Source organism: Aquibacillus rhizosphaerae (genome assembly GCF_030282825.1).
In the GTDB taxonomy this organism is placed as follows: Bacteria; Bacillota; Bacilli; order Bacillales; family Amphibacillaceae; genus Aquibacillus_C; species Aquibacillus_C rhizosphaerae.
The window spans coordinates 88,150-102,930 of record NZ_JASTZU010000037.1 but is presented as its reverse complement, the minus strand read 5'-3'; the positions used below and the strand labels follow the sequence as shown (position 1 = coordinate 102,930).

General features: G+C 34.7%; 17 protein-coding genes. 10 read left to right on the top strand and 7 right to left on the bottom strand.

The window, feature by feature from the left end:
• Window positions 1–59: 59 nt before the first annotated feature.
• The 6 genes from ectA to QQS35_RS11915 all read right to left on the bottom strand — a co-directional run bounded on the left by ectA (window position 60) and on the right by QQS35_RS11915 (window position 4,682).
• Window positions 60–596: a diaminobutyrate acetyltransferase gene (gene ectA, locus QQS35_RS11940; RefSeq protein WP_285932378.1), complete on the bottom strand. Its 537-nt coding sequence runs from the start codon at window positions 594–596 to the stop codon at window positions 60–62.
• Between the two features lie 289 nt (window positions 597–885).
• A complete protein-coding gene (locus QQS35_RS11935; protein WP_285932377.1) occupies window positions 886–1,029 on the bottom strand; it encodes a YfhD family protein in 144 nt (47 codons plus the stop codon).
• 93 nt (window positions 1,030–1,122) lie between these two features.
• Entirely contained in the window at window positions 1,123–1,734 is a 612-nt protein-coding gene (locus QQS35_RS11930; protein WP_285932376.1) for a DNA-3-methyladenine glycosylase, read from the bottom strand.
• A gap of 22 nt (window positions 1,735–1,756) precedes the next feature.
• Window positions 1,757–2,713, bottom strand: coding sequence for a calcium/sodium antiporter (locus tag QQS35_RS11925; RefSeq protein WP_285932477.1), 957 nt, complete (start codon window positions 2,711–2,713; stop codon window positions 1,757–1,759).
• Between the two features lie 102 nt (window positions 2,714–2,815).
• Window positions 2,816–3,082 carry a DUF1450 domain-containing protein gene (locus tag QQS35_RS11920; RefSeq protein WP_285932375.1) on the bottom strand — a complete coding sequence of 89 codons (267 nt, stop codon included), beginning with the start codon at window positions 3,080–3,082 and terminating at the stop codon, window positions 2,816–2,818.
• Window positions 3,083–3,218: 136 nt separating this feature from the next.
• Window positions 3,219–4,682 carry a catalase gene (locus QQS35_RS11915; protein ID WP_285932374.1) on the bottom strand — a complete coding sequence of 488 codons (1,464 nt, stop codon included), beginning with the start codon at window positions 4,680–4,682 and terminating at the stop codon, window positions 3,219–3,221.
• A gap of 521 nt (window positions 4,683–5,203) precedes the next feature.
• Between QQS35_RS11915 and QQS35_RS11910 the strand changes: the two genes are divergently transcribed.
• Together QQS35_RS11910 and QQS35_RS11905 are read left to right on the top strand one after the other, a co-directional pair.
• Window positions 5,204–5,980 (top strand): ABC transporter ATP-binding protein, encoded by a 777-nt coding sequence (locus tag QQS35_RS11910; protein WP_285932372.1) that lies wholly within the window; start codon window positions 5,204–5,206, stop codon window positions 5,978–5,980.
• Between the two features lie 62 nt (window positions 5,981–6,042).
• Complete coding sequence (locus tag QQS35_RS11905; protein ID WP_285932371.1) at window positions 6,043–7,020, top strand: bile acid:sodium symporter family protein; 978 nt, start codon at window positions 6,043–6,045, stop codon at window positions 7,018–7,020.
• Between the two features lie 25 nt (window positions 7,021–7,045).
• Here QQS35_RS11905 and QQS35_RS11900 read toward each other — a convergent pair whose 3' ends face one another.
• On the bottom strand, window positions 7,046–7,414 hold the full coding sequence (locus QQS35_RS11900) for a DUF2512 family protein (protein WP_285932370.1): 369 nt from the start codon (window positions 7,412–7,414) through the stop codon (window positions 7,046–7,048).
• Window positions 7,415–7,544: 130 nt separating this feature from the next.
• Here QQS35_RS11900 and QQS35_RS11895 point away from each other — a divergent pair, with 130 nt between their 5' ends.
• From QQS35_RS11895 to QQS35_RS22815, 8 genes are all read left to right on the top strand, one after another.
• Entirely contained in the window at window positions 7,545–8,525 is a 981-nt protein-coding gene (locus tag QQS35_RS11895) for a sodium:calcium antiporter (RefSeq protein ID WP_285932369.1), read from the top strand.
• Window positions 8,526–8,644: 119 nt separating this feature from the next.
• Complete coding sequence (locus QQS35_RS11890) at window positions 8,645–8,995, top strand: DUF1360 domain-containing protein (protein ID WP_285932368.1); 351 nt, start codon at window positions 8,645–8,647, stop codon at window positions 8,993–8,995.
• Window positions 8,996–9,401: 406 nt separating this feature from the next.
• Complete coding sequence (locus QQS35_RS11885) at window positions 9,402–10,070, top strand: lysozyme family protein (protein ID WP_285932366.1); 669 nt, start codon at window positions 9,402–9,404, stop codon at window positions 10,068–10,070.
• 898 nt (window positions 10,071–10,968) lie between these two features.
• Window positions 10,969–11,907 (top strand): nucleoside hydrolase, encoded by a 939-nt coding sequence (locus QQS35_RS11880; RefSeq protein WP_285932364.1) that lies wholly within the window; start codon window positions 10,969–10,971, stop codon window positions 11,905–11,907.
• 12 nt (window positions 11,908–11,919) lie between these two features.
• Entirely contained in the window at window positions 11,920–12,864 is a 945-nt protein-coding gene (locus QQS35_RS11875; protein WP_407933963.1) for a nucleoside hydrolase, read from the top strand.
• Between the two features lie 115 nt (window positions 12,865–12,979).
• A complete protein-coding gene (locus tag QQS35_RS11870) occupies window positions 12,980–13,795 on the top strand; it encodes an aminoglycoside N(3)-acetyltransferase (RefSeq protein WP_285932362.1) in 816 nt (271 codons plus the stop codon).
• 172 nt (window positions 13,796–13,967) lie between these two features.
• On the top strand, window positions 13,968–14,174 hold the full coding sequence (locus tag QQS35_RS11865) for a helix-turn-helix transcriptional regulator (protein ID WP_285932361.1): 207 nt from the start codon (window positions 13,968–13,970) through the stop codon (window positions 14,172–14,174).
• Window positions 14,171–14,419: a hypothetical protein gene (locus QQS35_RS22815; RefSeq protein ID WP_331490738.1), complete on the top strand. Its 249-nt coding sequence runs from the start codon at window positions 14,171–14,173 to the stop codon at window positions 14,417–14,419. Before QQS35_RS11865 ends, QQS35_RS22815 begins: the two co-directional genes overlap by 4 nt.
• The last annotated feature ends 362 nt before the right edge of the window (window positions 14,420–14,781 follow it).

Genomic DNA, 14,781 nt, shown 5'->3' with positions numbered 1-14,781 from the left:
TGTACACGAAAAACTGTCTGTTAATTAATACCCTTTTATTTTAAATGTTAAACCCTAAATTACTTTTCAATAGGTCCAACGCGAAAGTTCAATTCTTCTTCATGATCGTCACTAGGAAATAACTCCTGTTTGAAAAATTCGCTTACATTACACTCTGTGTTATGCTCACGAGCAAGTTTACGGAATAATGATTGAGATGCTTTATTTGATGGAGTTACCGTCGCTTCAACAAAGCGAACGTCTTGGCATGCCTCTCTCTGAATCAAGTGATTCAAAAGTTTAGATGCAATTCCTTTTCCACGTTGTGAGGAATCAACACCTACTTGCCAAATGAATACGACATCTTGGCGTTCCGGAGGGATAAATGCAGTTACAAAGCCAACTAGTTTATTATTTTCTCTAGCAACAACACACGTTTCAGCAAAATATTCACTCATCATAATATACTTATACACAGAGTTCTGATCTAACGTTGAATTGTTTACTAATTCCCACATCGCTGCCCCATCTTCGACTTTTGGTTTTTCAAATAAAATCACATCAGTCGGTGCAGTTGCAGTTGCTATTTGACTGTTAATGATAACGTCTCCCTTCAATTGCTTTATTTACATTGATTTATTGTTCCATATATTATAATAAAGACATGCGGTCGTTAACGCAAACTAGCTTAATCGTCATTAAGAAGCATTAAACGGCTTAAGCACTGATTAGGTGTACTAAGATGCCATAAATTAATAAATGCTTCTATTTTGTTAATATTTCTAACAATTTGATATTTTTTGGATATTATTTGAAATTAATGAAAAGGATGTTAAAGCCAGTTGTGCCAATGGACTTAAGGAAACGCAGGTAGTTATACTTCCGTTTGCGTTTCCATTTTAAAAATTATTCTTTTTCTGCTCGACGATCTGCCTTTTTCATACGTTCTATAGCTTCTAAGTCTTCAGAATCAGCAAGTTCATATGAGAATTCAACATCTTCTGCCTTTTCAATAGGCTCATGTTTGGTGTTTTGTTTTTCCTTAGTCATAAAAGAATCCTCCCAATTTTTGAAAGTTGGTTGTTCAGGAATAGTATGGTTAGAGTACGGGGATGATATGCACTTTTTGTTTACTAATAATAACTATCTTGAGATGAATTTGTTGTCACTTATCCAGAATCTCCAAGGATAATTTTTAGCTTCTCCAGAGTTTTCAATACCAATCCTAGGACCTGCTTCAATTTTGAAGTTGGATGACCGTTTTTCAGCAATCCACAGTGGTTTTTTAGTTAATAAGTGGCCATAATCATTCATTGTAATTCCCAAAGCTTTTGTGAGTTTCCCGGGGCCATTCGTCCAATCTTTGCTCTTTTTTACGTTATCACGTCTACTAGCAATTAAATCTTCATTATAAAAAGGTTCTATTCCTCTAATAAGTACAGCTTCAGGTTCATTAACATTTCCACTTACTACATTAAATAGACAATGCGTATGCATCGAATATGTATAAGTATATCCTGGAAGACCAAACATGACTTCCGTACGTTTTGTTCTACGGTTTTGAAAACTGTGTGCGGCCATATCACCTGGGCCGATGTATGCTTCTGTTTCAACAATTATTCCAGCAGCGATTCCCTCAGGGCTATCTTTTAGGAGAATACAGCCAAGTAGAGAACGAGCCAAGTCCAATGTTGGTTGATAATAGAAGTTAATAGGCAGTGGTCTTAGGTTATCTATTACGTTTAAATTCTTCACTTTTTTGAATTACACCTTCTAACTAATTTCTAAAGATGACATATGCGATATACAGAACATATGCGATAGTTAAAGTCATACCTTCTAAACGACCGATTGTTCGCTTTGTACTCGAAAAAACTAATAAGGTAATAGTTAATATAATTAAGACCGCCATATCGAAAAAGATCTTATTATTAATAGTTAACGTTGTTATTGTTGCTGTTGACCCCAGGACGAACAATACATTAAATATATTGCTACCAACAATATTTCCAAGTGCAATTTCATTTTGCTTTTTCACTGCAGCAGTTACCGATGTGGCTAACTCTGGTAAAGAAGTACCAATAGCAATTATAGTTAGACCAACTAATGTTTCACTCATTCCCCATGCATAAGCAATGTTAGTACTACTATTAACCACTAAATTACCTCCAAAGATAATTGCAAGTAGTCCTGCTATGGTAAAAAATATATTCTTTCCCCAGGTTTTAGATGAAGTAGCCACTTTTTTATCTAAGACTTGTTCGCGGTTATTTCTTGCTACTTCAAAAATGTAATTTAAAAATATAAGTAAAAACAATAGCAAGATAATACCATCTGATCTTGTTAGAGCATTCGATAGGTGATTTTGAAAAAACACATCGCTAATTAATATGAATAAAGCAACAGTGGTTAGTAATGTAAATGGTATTTCTTTTCTAATCGTTGTACTTTCAACTTTTAAAGGGAATATGAATGCTGTTAAACCGATAGCAAGAGAGATGTTGAAAATGTTACTTCCTATTACATTACTAAAAGCAACGCTTTCCGTTCCTTCTATCGCAGCCGTTATACTTACGGTAGCTTCCGGAGCACTAGTACCAAAGGAGACAACTGTAAGGCCAATGAGTAAAGGGGAAATGTTCATTAGTCTCGCTATTTTTGATGCTCCATCCACAAAGAAATCTGCGCCTTTTATTAATAAAGCAAAGCCTATCACTAATAAAATATAGTTAATTTCTTACACCGCCTTTTCATTTCTGTATCTTTTGCGGAAATGCAAATTTCTATGTAAAACATATAAAAGGCTTGTCTTACACAATTATTTAATGAACTCGATTTAATTTGACCTAATTTTGCTTATCTTTTCTAATACCTGTTCTGGTGTATCAGCAAAAACTTTCTTATTATCGAAAACAGCATAGGCTGAGATAGGGCATTCTTCACAATTATCAAGGCACTGCATTTCTTTAAGCTCCAAGCTATTATTTTGTGCATATTCATCAAACAAATCCAAATCTTCATCTGTAAAAAACAAGTCTAGGTTTGTTGAACAACACTCAATTGTTTTAGGTTTGTTACGAATTAATTTTGATAAAATTCCCATGGTATCTCTTCCTTTTAAATAACTTTAATATCTACAATTGTAAAGGATTTTAAGCTATAAGTGAATTTTTTTGAGTTGAGTGGTGAGCTAAAAAAAATACCGTCCAAGTTGAACGGTATTTCAAAAATATATTTTATTATTTTGCAGTTTCAGGAACAGACAAGCCAAGTTTTTCAGCTACACCAGTACCTAATTCTGGATCTACTTTATAAAATAAAGAGATTTGACGTAATTTAATTTCTTCTCTAGTTACCCCGCTTAAATGGTCAGCAAAGTTTTGAATTGTGTGTGCACGCTCTTCATCACTCATTACATTACGGAATAGGTTACCTGGTTGAGAAAAGTGATCTTCACTATCATATGCTACACTATCAGCAAAACCAGACACCTCAAATGGTGTAATATTATTTTCTGGTGTTTCTTTTGGACCATCAACACTATTTGGCTCATAGTTTACAGAACCGCCACCATTGCCATCAAAGCGCATATAACCGTCACGTTGATAGTTATTTACTTCTGATTTAGCACGGTTAATCGGTAAAGCTTCATGATTTGCACCGATGCGGTAACGGTGTGCATCAGAATAAGCAAATAGACGACCTTGTAGCATTTTATCTGGTGATGCTTCAATACCAGGTACAAAGTGACCAGGTGAAAAGGCAGCTTGTTCTACTTCAGCGAAATAGTTTTCTGGGTTACGATCAAGTACCATTTTACCAACCTCGATTAATGGATAATCTTCGTGCGGCCATACCTTTGTAACATCAAATGGATCAATATTGTACGTGTTAGCATCCTCTACAGGCATAACTTGTACTTTAAGTGTCCATGTTGGATAGTCTCCATCTTCAATTGCATTATAAAGATCTGCCATGTGATAATCAGGGTTTTCTCCAGCTAATTTATCAGCAAGGTTTGGATCTAGATTTTTAACGCCTTGGTCAGTTTTGAAATGATATTTCACCCAAACAGCTGAACCATCAGCATTTACCCACTTGAATGTATGGCTGCCGTAACCATTCATATGACGTAAAGTTGCTGGGATACCACGTTCAGAGTGTAGGATTGTTATCTGGTGTAATGATTCTGGAGATAGAGACCAGAAATCCCATGTTGCATCAGCATCTTTTCTATGTGTTCTTGGATTACGTTTTTGTGTATGAATGAAGTCTGGGAACTTAATCGCATCTCTAATGAAAAATACTGGTGTGTTATTACCTACTAAATCATAGTTTCCTTCTTCAGTATAAAATTTAACAGCAAAACCACGAGGGTCACGTACTGTATCTGCAGATCCTAGTTCTCCAGCAACTGTAGAAAAACGAATAAACATTGGAGTTTTTTTACCAACTTCTGATAAAAAGTCTGCTTTAGTGTATTTAGACACATCATTAGTAACTTCAAAGTAGCCATGTGCACCCGCACCCTTAGCGTGAACTACACGTTCAGGTACTCTCTCACGGTTAAAATGTGCAAGTTTTTCTAATAGGTGTACATCTTGAATTAATGTAGGGCCACGATGACCTGCTGTAATTGAATTTTGGTTATCACCAACTGGGGCTCCTGACGCCGTTGTTAAGTATTTTTTTTCTTTACTCACTATGTGAACACCTCTCCCTAAATAATTAGTTAACGAATAATACATTTCTTATTATAATACAAATTTAATAAAAATCAATATTTAATTAAAATTATTTTAATTAAGCTTTTTTTGATTAAGTAAATATATGAGAAGGGTGCACGTTTTATACGTTAAAAGAAGTAGATATTTTAAAATGTATGAACTAAAAGAGGACAAAAAAATAGAGAGGTTTTTAAAAAAATACCTCTCTACATATTTTGGAAACACCCTTAAAAGGTTTTGTTAATTGGGGGTAACAAGCTTTTAAAGAAAAAAGGGATGTATCCTTATTAAACTAATGGAAGTGTTCTACATTTATTATTATACATGATAATGATAATCATTTTCAATAGAAAAATCGAATTTTTTTGAATTTTTTTTTGTGCATATTATTACTCGTGGATAGTCAAGTGAGAATAACGCCGTAAAGAACGTAGCGCTCGATAAAATGAATAGATTGAGAGATAATATGGGTATACGAATGAAAGAGGTGAGTTTCTTTGATTTTAAATTTAGATCAGGTTTCACTAATGAAAGAAGGCAACTGGATTTTAAAAGATATTAATTGGCAAATAGATAATGGAGAACATTGGGCAATGTTGGGCTTAAATGGTGCTGGTAAAACAGCTTTATTACATATGCTTTGTGCATATTATTTTCCTACTAAAGGAAGTGTCACCGTTCTGAACAGAAGATTTGGTAAGGATCCATTAGGAGATGAATTGAGAAGAAAAATAGGTATTGTTTCTTCAACAATTAAAGAAAGGCTTTATGAATCAGATAGCGCCTATCAAATTGTGTTAAGTGGTGCCTTTGCTTCAATAGGTCTTTATGAAACCCCGACAGACGACATGAGAGAGAAAGCACAACAACTGTTAAAGGAGTTAGGCTGTTTTGGTTATGCAAACCGTAGTTTTCGAAAACTTTCACAAGGTGAAAGGCAGCGTGTATTGATAGCAAGATCTTTAATGGCTAATCCTGATTTATTAATCTTAGATGAACCTACCAATGGACTAGACTTTTTAGCAAGGGAGCAATTGCTAGAAACCATTGATCATCTAGCAACAAGAACACCTTCTACTTCAATTATATTTGTAACACACCATGTTGAAGAAATATTACCTTGTTTCCATAAAACATTACTATTGAAATCTGGTCATATATTTGCTGCTGACCAAACAAATCAAATCGTAACATCGGAAGTGTTATCTGATTTCTTTAATATTCAAGTAAGGGTAAGCTGGATTAATGCTAGACCGACAATTAGTAAAGTGTAAGGGCGTTACAAAAGAATGTCAGTTAAGCATAGAAGTTTTTTATATACCGGGAGCGATTATCGATGTTAAACAAATTAAATAAAAAATTAGAGAGAATAATGCCGTTAATAGCTCCTTTAAGTGTGATAGTGGGTGTTACTTTTGCGAGCACTTTAGCGCCTTTTGCTTTCATGGTGCCATGGATATTTGCTTTTATGACTTTTGCAGGTAGTTTAAATTCTAACTTTAGATCATTACAAAAAGCTATTGTACAACCGATTCCGATTTTAGTTGTTATTTTTGTATTACATATTTTTATGCCACTTTGGGCGTGGGCGATAGGACATTTAACATTTCATGACGATTTATTTACTATTACCGGACTTATCTTATCTATGGTTATCCCAACAGGTATTACTAGTTTTATATGGGTAGCCATGTACCGGGGGAATGTAGTATTAACATTATCAATCATATTAATTGATACAATACTATCTCCATTTATCGTACCATTTAGCCTTTCTATATTAGTAGGTGAATCCATAGAAATGGATATCTGGAATATGATGAAAGGCTTATTAGGTATGATTGTAATACCTTCTATTCTTGGGATGTGTTTGAATCATATTACAAAAGGTAGGGTTAGAAATTCTCTAAGCCCACAGTTAGCACCAATATCTAAGGTAGGTTTGGCGAGTGTGATTATGATCAATAGTTCAATTGTTGCTCCTTATCTCAGCAACATTAATTGGAAGCTTATAAGTATAGCTGGTGTGGTGTTTTTTATTGCGTTTTGTGGTTATTTAATATCTTGGGTAATAGGGAGCTTATTAAGAAAAGAACGCGAAGTGATTGTTGCGTTAACGTTTACAGGTGGGATGCGAAATATAAGTGCTGGAGCAGTAATTGCGGTAGCGTATTTCCCTCCACCTGTTGCAGTTCCTGTGGTGATAGGTATGTTATTTCAACAAGTGTTAGCATCTATATACGGCCAATTGTTATCAAGAGTTTATAATAAAACAGTTCATAATCAGAGCTATGAAAAGCTAGGGGATGAATAAGGTGTTTAAGATTAGTGGTAAATCTTTACACCTTATTAGTGGTTGGATTCTTTTGGGTCCTGTTTTTCTCTACTAGCCAGCGGTGCTGAATAATCTCAGTTACACCTAGTAGTGCACCTGTAAATATAGCACCTAAAAAAGTTACCTCTGAATTAGTTTGAAGCATGGAAGCATAATAAACAATTATTATTGAAGCAATTAAATCCATGAAAGTACTAAATCCGACTGTATTTTCATTTAATAAAATCAGTTCCATTAAATGACTTGCAACAGCGAGAATAACCCCTATAATAACCGGTTGAAACCAATAAAAAAAGTCTACGTTAGGAAATAACATCCATGCGATAATAACTGTCACTGGACATACAATTAATTTGACTAAAAAACCTAGCATTTTATCCCTCCTTTACATTTATTTTATCCATATTAAAAAGAAATATTATAATTAGTATTAAATGGTTTCTTTGAGTATATTAAAGGGAATAAGTACACTTCAAACGTATAATTAAAAAGGAGTTGCCGTTTTGCTACCTTATTTGACTTTCCTTGTAGCTGCTTGTGTATCTGTTTTTTCAGCGGTAAAATTATCGACTTATGCTGATGTAATAAGTAAACAGACCAAGATGACAGGGTTTGTAGTTGGTACAATGTTATTAGCAGTAGCAACATCCCTGCCAGAATTAACTACCACAGTGTCTGCCGCTGCGATCGGTAATGCGGATATTGCTGTAGGAAATGGGTTAGGGAGTATCATTTTTAACTTGTTCGTTATTTTTGCAATGGATTTGTTGTTTTATAAAAAGCGTATTTTCTTGCGTGGTACTGAAAATCAAATATATCCAGGGATATTAAGTGTGTTGTTAATCAGTTTGGTGTTTATTTCCTTATGGATTAATCTCAATATAGAGTTCTTAGGTATTGGAGTAACAAGTATAATTATTGTTATTTGTTACATAGGTGGAATGAGGCTAATCTCGCAAAAGCAAAAAGTAGATAATGCCCCCGAAAAACCGCAAAGTTTAAATAACAGTGGTCCATGGTCATTAAGGCGAGTAGTTATTCGTTTTTGTTTATTTTCATTACTTATTCTTTTCTCAGGTAGCTTGCTATCAATTTCTGGTGATACGATAGCAAGCACTACAGGTATAAGTTCAACTGCAATTGGAAGTTTCTTAGTTGCAGCTGCCTCTTCTTTTCCCGATGCCGTTAGTGTTTTTGTAGCACTAAAAGTATTAAACGTTAACCTCGCTATTGGAACGATACTTGGAAGTAATTTGTTTAATATTCTTGTTTTATGTATTGGTGATGTTTTTTATAGACCAGGTAGCATATGGATGGAAGCAGAGGATAAACATATGTTAACCGCTACCATTGGTATTTTATTAACAATCATCGTGATGTTAATAGTAAAACGCAAAAGTTCAAGGTTCCAACTAAGTTATTTAGCGCCATCTATTTTGGTGATTTTCAGTTACATTGTGTTCGCCATAATCATATGGTCCTAAAATTTAAATCTCACCCTATTCGTAAATGTTTATACGAAACTAGTTCATGTAACGATTACTTTTTCAAGCTAATTGAATATACTGTATGAATTCTAATTTAGTTGGGGTGGGGTGAAATTATGGTTTCATGGTTTAGCTTGGCTTTGCTGGGATTAGCTGCATTTAGGTTAACGAGATTAATCGTCTTTGATGAAATTACTAGCTTTTTAAGAGCTCCGTTTCATAAAGTGGAGGAAGAATTACTTGAAGATGGATCTGTAGAAGAAGTTATTTATATTAGAGGAAAGGGTTTGCGGAAATTTGTTGGAGAATTATTAAGTTGCCATTGGTGCACGGCGATATGGAGCGCAGCGTTTCTTTATATGGGTTACACATTTTTATTAAATATATTCTACCCAGTAATTGTCATATTAGCTCTTGCTGCTATCTCATCGATAATTCAAACTTTGATAATAGGTAATGATAATTAAAAAATACCCTAGACGTGTGTGTAAAGACTCGTCTAGGGTACTACTTATTCAGCTTTTCCTGTTTTTTTTCTTCTTCTTCTTCCAGTACCACAGTTACATCCAGCTCTTCTGCGTTTTGGTTTTTTTATATTTACTTTATCCTCTTTTACTACACTACTCATCATATCACTCCGTTACATCATAGTAGTTTAAATCTTTAAACAAGTATATATGTCTATTTATATGAAAGAATTTGATTTTTGTAAGGGCAATTTATCTAAAGGAAGAAAAATTTTTTTTAGACTTTCAAATTACTATTAAATAAAAATAATTAGATGTTACAATTAGAGTAAGGATAGTACTTTGATAGGATATGAGTTTTACTATTCTAATAGTTTCGGAGTTCATATGACAGGGATGAGTGCTAATGCCTAAATATAAAAAAAACCATTTAAAACAAGCGATAATCCGTGCGATGACGACAATAGGAGCTATCTCATTTATGATCTTTTTAGTTGTGTTTCTTGCCAATGGAAATCAAAAATCTCAGAATGATAACTTGGATAATCATAAAAGGTTGTCGGAACAAGTGAAAGAATATCAGCCGCTGGTAGAAGAAACATTAAAACAATATGACAAAGGAGAATACACTGGCGTCGTACTAGCTTTGATGATGCAAGAATCAGGTGGAAGAGGAAATGATCCAATGCAATCATCAGAAAGTTTTTGTGGTGAAGTAGGTTGTATTAATGATCCAACTGTCTCTATTGAAGAGGGTGTTAAGTATTTTAGTCAAGTGTTAGACAAATCAAATGGCGATGTTAAATTAGCTCTACAATCTTATAACTTTGGTGCAGGTTTTATTAATTATGTTCAAGAACACGGAGGCAACTATACTGAAAATCTAGCAATCGAATTCTCACAAGAGAAGTATGCTGAACTTAAAGAAACAGGTATATATAGTTGTATTAGAGAAGAAGCAAAACAGTATGACGCTTGTTATGGGGATATATTATATGTCCAAGCAGTGTTGGATTACTACCCAGATGCGGTTACCTATGCAGGAGATGAAGTTCAAGTTGCACTTGTGAATTAGAATTATGGGTTGAAGAGCAAGCTGAAGGTATTTCATGGTGGAACAGCATAGTGTTTAAACACTATGCTGTTTTTAATGGCTTCATTTCATAAAAAAGACTCTATTCGAAACTTTTCTTGCATCTCAACTTTCGAAATTGATGTAAAGTTTGCAGTAATTACATCGTAACTTACTTTCATTATATTTAAGATGAGTGCTCAGTCCGACGTTACGGAAAAATACTCCCTTTCCATGGGAAACGCTTCAGTCTCTTTGCGAGCAAAGAACGCTCACTGTGGAACTTTCAGACTGTTCCTTTCCCATAGGACATTGAATTGAGGCATCCTTGAATTTACCCCACACGAAGAAAATTGGTCTTAATTTTTGAGGAGTGTCGCAGTTTTCTCGCTTAGATTAACTCTTTTTACAGTAAGAAGAAGAATACAAACACATTTTCTTAGTGCGATGCAATGCAATACAATCCAAGCTCACATTGTATTGAGCTGAAAAACGAAGACAATAAAACCCACATGTGAGCGTTATTACCTCCTGTCAAGAAGCTTAGTGTATTTTTGATTACAAACATTCAGCTATTCCTATTTATGGTAGTTGATTGGGAGCGCAGGGCAGTCGAGCATTGAAAATACAGTTCAATTTTCTACGTATGGTGCAAATTCAGGAAGGGAATTCAAAGTCCTGAGGGAACAGCACGAGCTGAAACTGTGTCCTAAGGGCGTGCGACTGCCAGAAGCGGAAATCAACATAGCAGTTACTTCACACTTTATATTCTATCTGTCATAAACAACGAATTTTTAGAAAACAGAAATAAAAAAAACATGAAAAACTTGTTTCTGATGCATCAAATAAATATAGTGGTAATATACAATTTTTTAACTGCCTAGAAAAAGGAGAATACATAATGACCAAAAAAGTTTATTTTAACCATGATGCAGGAGTAGATGATCTCGTATCATTATTTTTATTAACACAGATGGAAGATGTCGAAGTCACTGGGGTGTCAGTTATACCAGCTGATGGCTATTTAGAACCTGGAACAAATGCGAGCAGAAAAATTATTGATCGTTTTAGCTCGTATCCTATTGAAGTGGCTAAGTCTAATTCTCGGGGAGAAAATCCTTTTCCTAGCGATTGGAGAATGCATACCTTTACCGTTGATGCTTTACCAATACTTAATGAAAGCGGCAAAATGGAAGCACCTTTAAGTGATTTATTTGCACATAAACATTTAATACAAACATTAAACAATACTAAAGGTAAAACAACCCTACTATTTACAGGACCTTTAACAGATCTTGCCCGTGCTTTAGATGAAGCACCAGAAATTGAAGATAAGATTGAAAAGTTGGTATGGATGGGCGGAACATTCCAAGATGCGGGGAATGTTCAGGAACCCGAGCATGATGGTACAGCAGAATGGAATGCTTTTTGGGATCCGCATGCAGTTCAACGCGTGTGGGCTAGTGGATTAGAAATAGATATGGTTGCATTGGAAAGCACGCAACAAGTTCCACTAACACTTGATGTAAGAAATAAGTGGGCATCTGATAGAAAGTATCAAGGAGTAGATTTCTTGGGACAATGTTATGCAGCTGTTCCGCCACTTGTCCATGCAGAAACAAACTCTACGTATTATTTGTGGGATGTTTTAACTACTGCTGCAGTTGGAAAACCAGATCTAATTACATCTAAGCAAGTGGTTAGTAGTGTGATTACAGAAGTGCCAAGTCAAGGTAGAACAGTTGTTGCAGAAAATGGACGACCAGTAAATGTTGTATATGATGTGAAGGCTGAAGAATTTTTCACATATATAACTGATTTATCTAAACAAATTAAATAGGTGGTGGTCGACATGAGAAAAGTAATCATTGATACAGATACCGCAGGTGATGATACTATTGCAATTTTAACAGCTTTGCATCATTTTCATGTAGAAGGAATAATGATTACAGGTGGAAATGTGCAATTTAGTCAACAAGTTGAGAATGCCTTATATACTGTAGAAGTAGCTGGTAAGGGGGGACAAGTACCTGTATATAAAGGTCAAGAGGGCCCACTTTTACAATTTGAAAAAACACATAGAACAGTTGAAGATGTGCATGGTTCTGATGGAATGGGTGGTGCGAATTTTCCACTTGCTAAACAACGACCGGAAAAAGAGCATGCTGTAGACTTTTTTATTGACTCTGTTCATAAAAATCCTGGAGAAATTACAGTACTTGCAATTGCACCATTAACTAATATTGCACTTGCGATAAAAAAGGATCCAACCATTATTCCGAAAATCAGGGATATATTTATTATGGGTGGGACAAATAATTACCTGGGAAATATTACCCCTGCTGCAGAGTATAATTTTTATGTTGACCCTGAGGCTGCAAGAATTGTGTTGAATTCTGGGATTCCTATGACAATGGTAGGGTGGGATATGTGTACACAGTATTCCATTATGAGTGATGATGACCATCAAGAAATTATAGCTCTGGGTACGAAAGGTTCCCAATTTTTTAATGCCGTAAATAAAGTGGTCAAAGAGTTCAATAAAAATGTGCACAAGCTTAATGGAACAACGCATCCAGATACATTGCTCATGGCAGTGGCAGCAAATGAGGCAATAATGATTAAGTCAGGAAGATACTTCGTCGATGTGGAAACTAAAGGGGAATTCACAAGAGGGTATAGCTTAGTAGACATTAATGGCAGATTAGGTAAACAGCCAAATGTTCTTGTGTGTGAATCTATTAATCGAAATGCATATAAGAAAATGTTGTTGGAAGTTTTGGCTGCAATAAAATAATAGGCATGTTTAAAAACTGCGCAACCTTGTGCAGTTTTTTAGTGCTGTAAACGTGTTTAAATAATTCTAGTGATATAATTTAGGCTATAAAACTTTTGTGTGTGGAGGAATAGTTATGGAAAAGGCAATAAAAAATACTTCTTATCCCAGAACGAGATATTCAATAAAAAAGCAACTAGTAGAGTTGGGATTAGAAAAAGGAATGACTGTGCTTGTGCATTCTTCCTTATCTTCTATGGGCTGGGTGAATGGAGGAGAAGTAGCAGTCATACAGGCATTGCAGGATGTCATTACAATAGAAGGAACAATCGTTATGCCATCGCAATCTGTTGTTCTTTCAGATCCAGAAGAATGGGAATATCCTCCTGTTCCGCAAGATTGGTGGGAGGAAATAAAGTGCACAATGCCTGCATACGATGCTCGTATAACGCCAACAACAGGTATGGGGAAAATTGTAGAGGTTTTTCGCATGTTTCCTGGTGTAATTAGAAGTAGCCATCCCGCTTATTCTTTTATAGGTTGGGGGAAGGACAGTAAAAGGATAATTAAAAACCAATCATTATCATATAGCTTAGGTGAAAATTCACCTTTGGCACAATTATATGACCAAGAAGATGCATATATTTTGATGCTCGGAACAGGTTTTGATAGTTGTACTGGATTTCATTTAGCTGAATATCGAATCCCTTATAAAAATGTTATTCAAAAAGGAGCTCCAGTTTACGAAGGTGGAGAGCGAGTATGGAAAACATACAAAGATCTTGAATTTAGAGAAGAGCTTTTTAAAAAAATAGGTGAAGATTTTAAGGAGAAAACACAGTTTTCGAAAGAAGGGAATGTGGGTTCTGCTAGTTCTACCTTAATACCATTTAGACAAGCGGTAGATTTTGCTCAAACATGGTTAACAACTTATGATGAAATGTTTTATTAATCTTTTGTTTGACTAATTGGAGAAAATAATGAACTATAGAAAGAAACCTTTATGTGGCACAAATCATGTAGAGGTTTTTTTATGTTTCAAAGTATATTGGATGAAACATGCCCTATGTAACATATAATTTACAAATTGTAACTTATATGTTACATTGAGTGTGGAGGTAAACATGAAAAACAATTTAAAAATAGCTAGAATAAAAGCTGATTTAACTCAACAAAGGTTGGCAGAGGTAGTCGGGATTACAAGACAAACTGTTAGCTTAATTGAAAAAGGAAAGTATAATCCATCATTAAAGTTATGTTTACAATTATGTTATGCCGTAAATAGAAAGCTCGATGAAATCTTTTGGATCAACGAGGAGGATTTTAAATGAAGAAAATAACGGATGAACGTCTAGTATTACGAAATTTACAAAATATCCGAATTGTCTATATAGTACAGACGTTGGGGATCCTAATTATCCTAGCATATGAATTAATCCAGGGTGGAATGGATGGAATGCGTAATAATCCAGTTTGGATTGTATTTATGGTTTCAATTGTTGTCTCTGCTTATCTATCCATGAATGTAAGTCTCGCGCATGAAAACGTGAAAAAAATCCAAAAAAATCTTTTCTAATAAGTATAGCTGTATTATCTGCCATAGTAATAGCAATTGTCTATTTCGTAGCTATTACACCAGGGAGTAATGTACTTAGTGGACTTTTATTAGGAGGGATTGTCCTTGTGTGTGGATTTATACCATGTGTATATGTCTATCGCCTTAGAAGAAGGCAACTTGATGAATTGGGAGAAGAATAGTGCTAGAAGGGAAATTTAAAGCGCAAAGTTTATGAATTTAAACTTTGCACTTGATTGTTCGTAAGTCTAACTAAATTCAAAGAAACGTCAAATTAAAAAAAGGTGCTGTTTCTTAGGTGAGCAAAGCTAGATTTATCTGAAGTTTTGCCAATTCACCATTTTAAGAACATGGTTTTAACT

Excerpts from the sequence above, each read along its gene's own strand:
- QQS35_RS11920 (WP_285932375.1), bottom strand. The coding sequence starts at position 3,082 with ATGGGAATTTTATCAAAATTAATTCGTAACAAACCTAAAACAATTGAG.
- QQS35_RS11905 (WP_285932371.1), top strand. The coding sequence starts at position 6,043 with ATGTTAAACAAATTAAATAAAAAATTAGAGAGAATAATGCCGTTAATA.
- QQS35_RS22815 (WP_331490738.1), top strand. The coding sequence starts at position 14,171 with ATGAAGAAAATAACGGATGAACGTCTAGTATTACGAAATTTACAAAAT.
- QQS35_RS11935 (WP_285932377.1), bottom strand. The coding sequence starts at position 1,029 with ATGACTAAGGAAAAACAAAACACCAAACATGAGCCTATTGAAAAGGCA.
- QQS35_RS11865 (WP_285932361.1), top strand. The coding sequence starts at position 13,968 with ATGAAAAACAATTTAAAAATAGCTAGAATAAAAGCTGATTTAACTCAA.
- QQS35_RS11900 (WP_285932370.1), bottom strand. The coding sequence starts at position 7,414 with ATGCTAGGTTTTTTAGTCAAATTAATTGTATGTCCAGTGACAGTTATT.
- QQS35_RS11870 (WP_285932362.1), top strand. The coding sequence starts at position 12,980 with ATGGAAAAGGCAATAAAAAATACTTCTTATCCCAGAACGAGATATTCA.
- QQS35_RS11890 (WP_285932368.1), top strand. The coding sequence starts at position 8,645 with ATGGTTTCATGGTTTAGCTTGGCTTTGCTGGGATTAGCTGCATTTAGG.
- QQS35_RS11885 (WP_285932366.1), top strand. The coding sequence starts at position 9,402 with ATGCCTAAATATAAAAAAAACCATTTAAAACAAGCGATAATCCGTGCG.
- QQS35_RS11880 (WP_285932364.1), top strand. The coding sequence starts at position 10,969 with ATGACCAAAAAAGTTTATTTTAACCATGATGCAGGAGTAGATGATCTC.
- QQS35_RS11875 (WP_407933963.1), top strand. The coding sequence starts at position 11,920 with ATGAGAAAAGTAATCATTGATACAGATACCGCAGGTGATGATACTATT.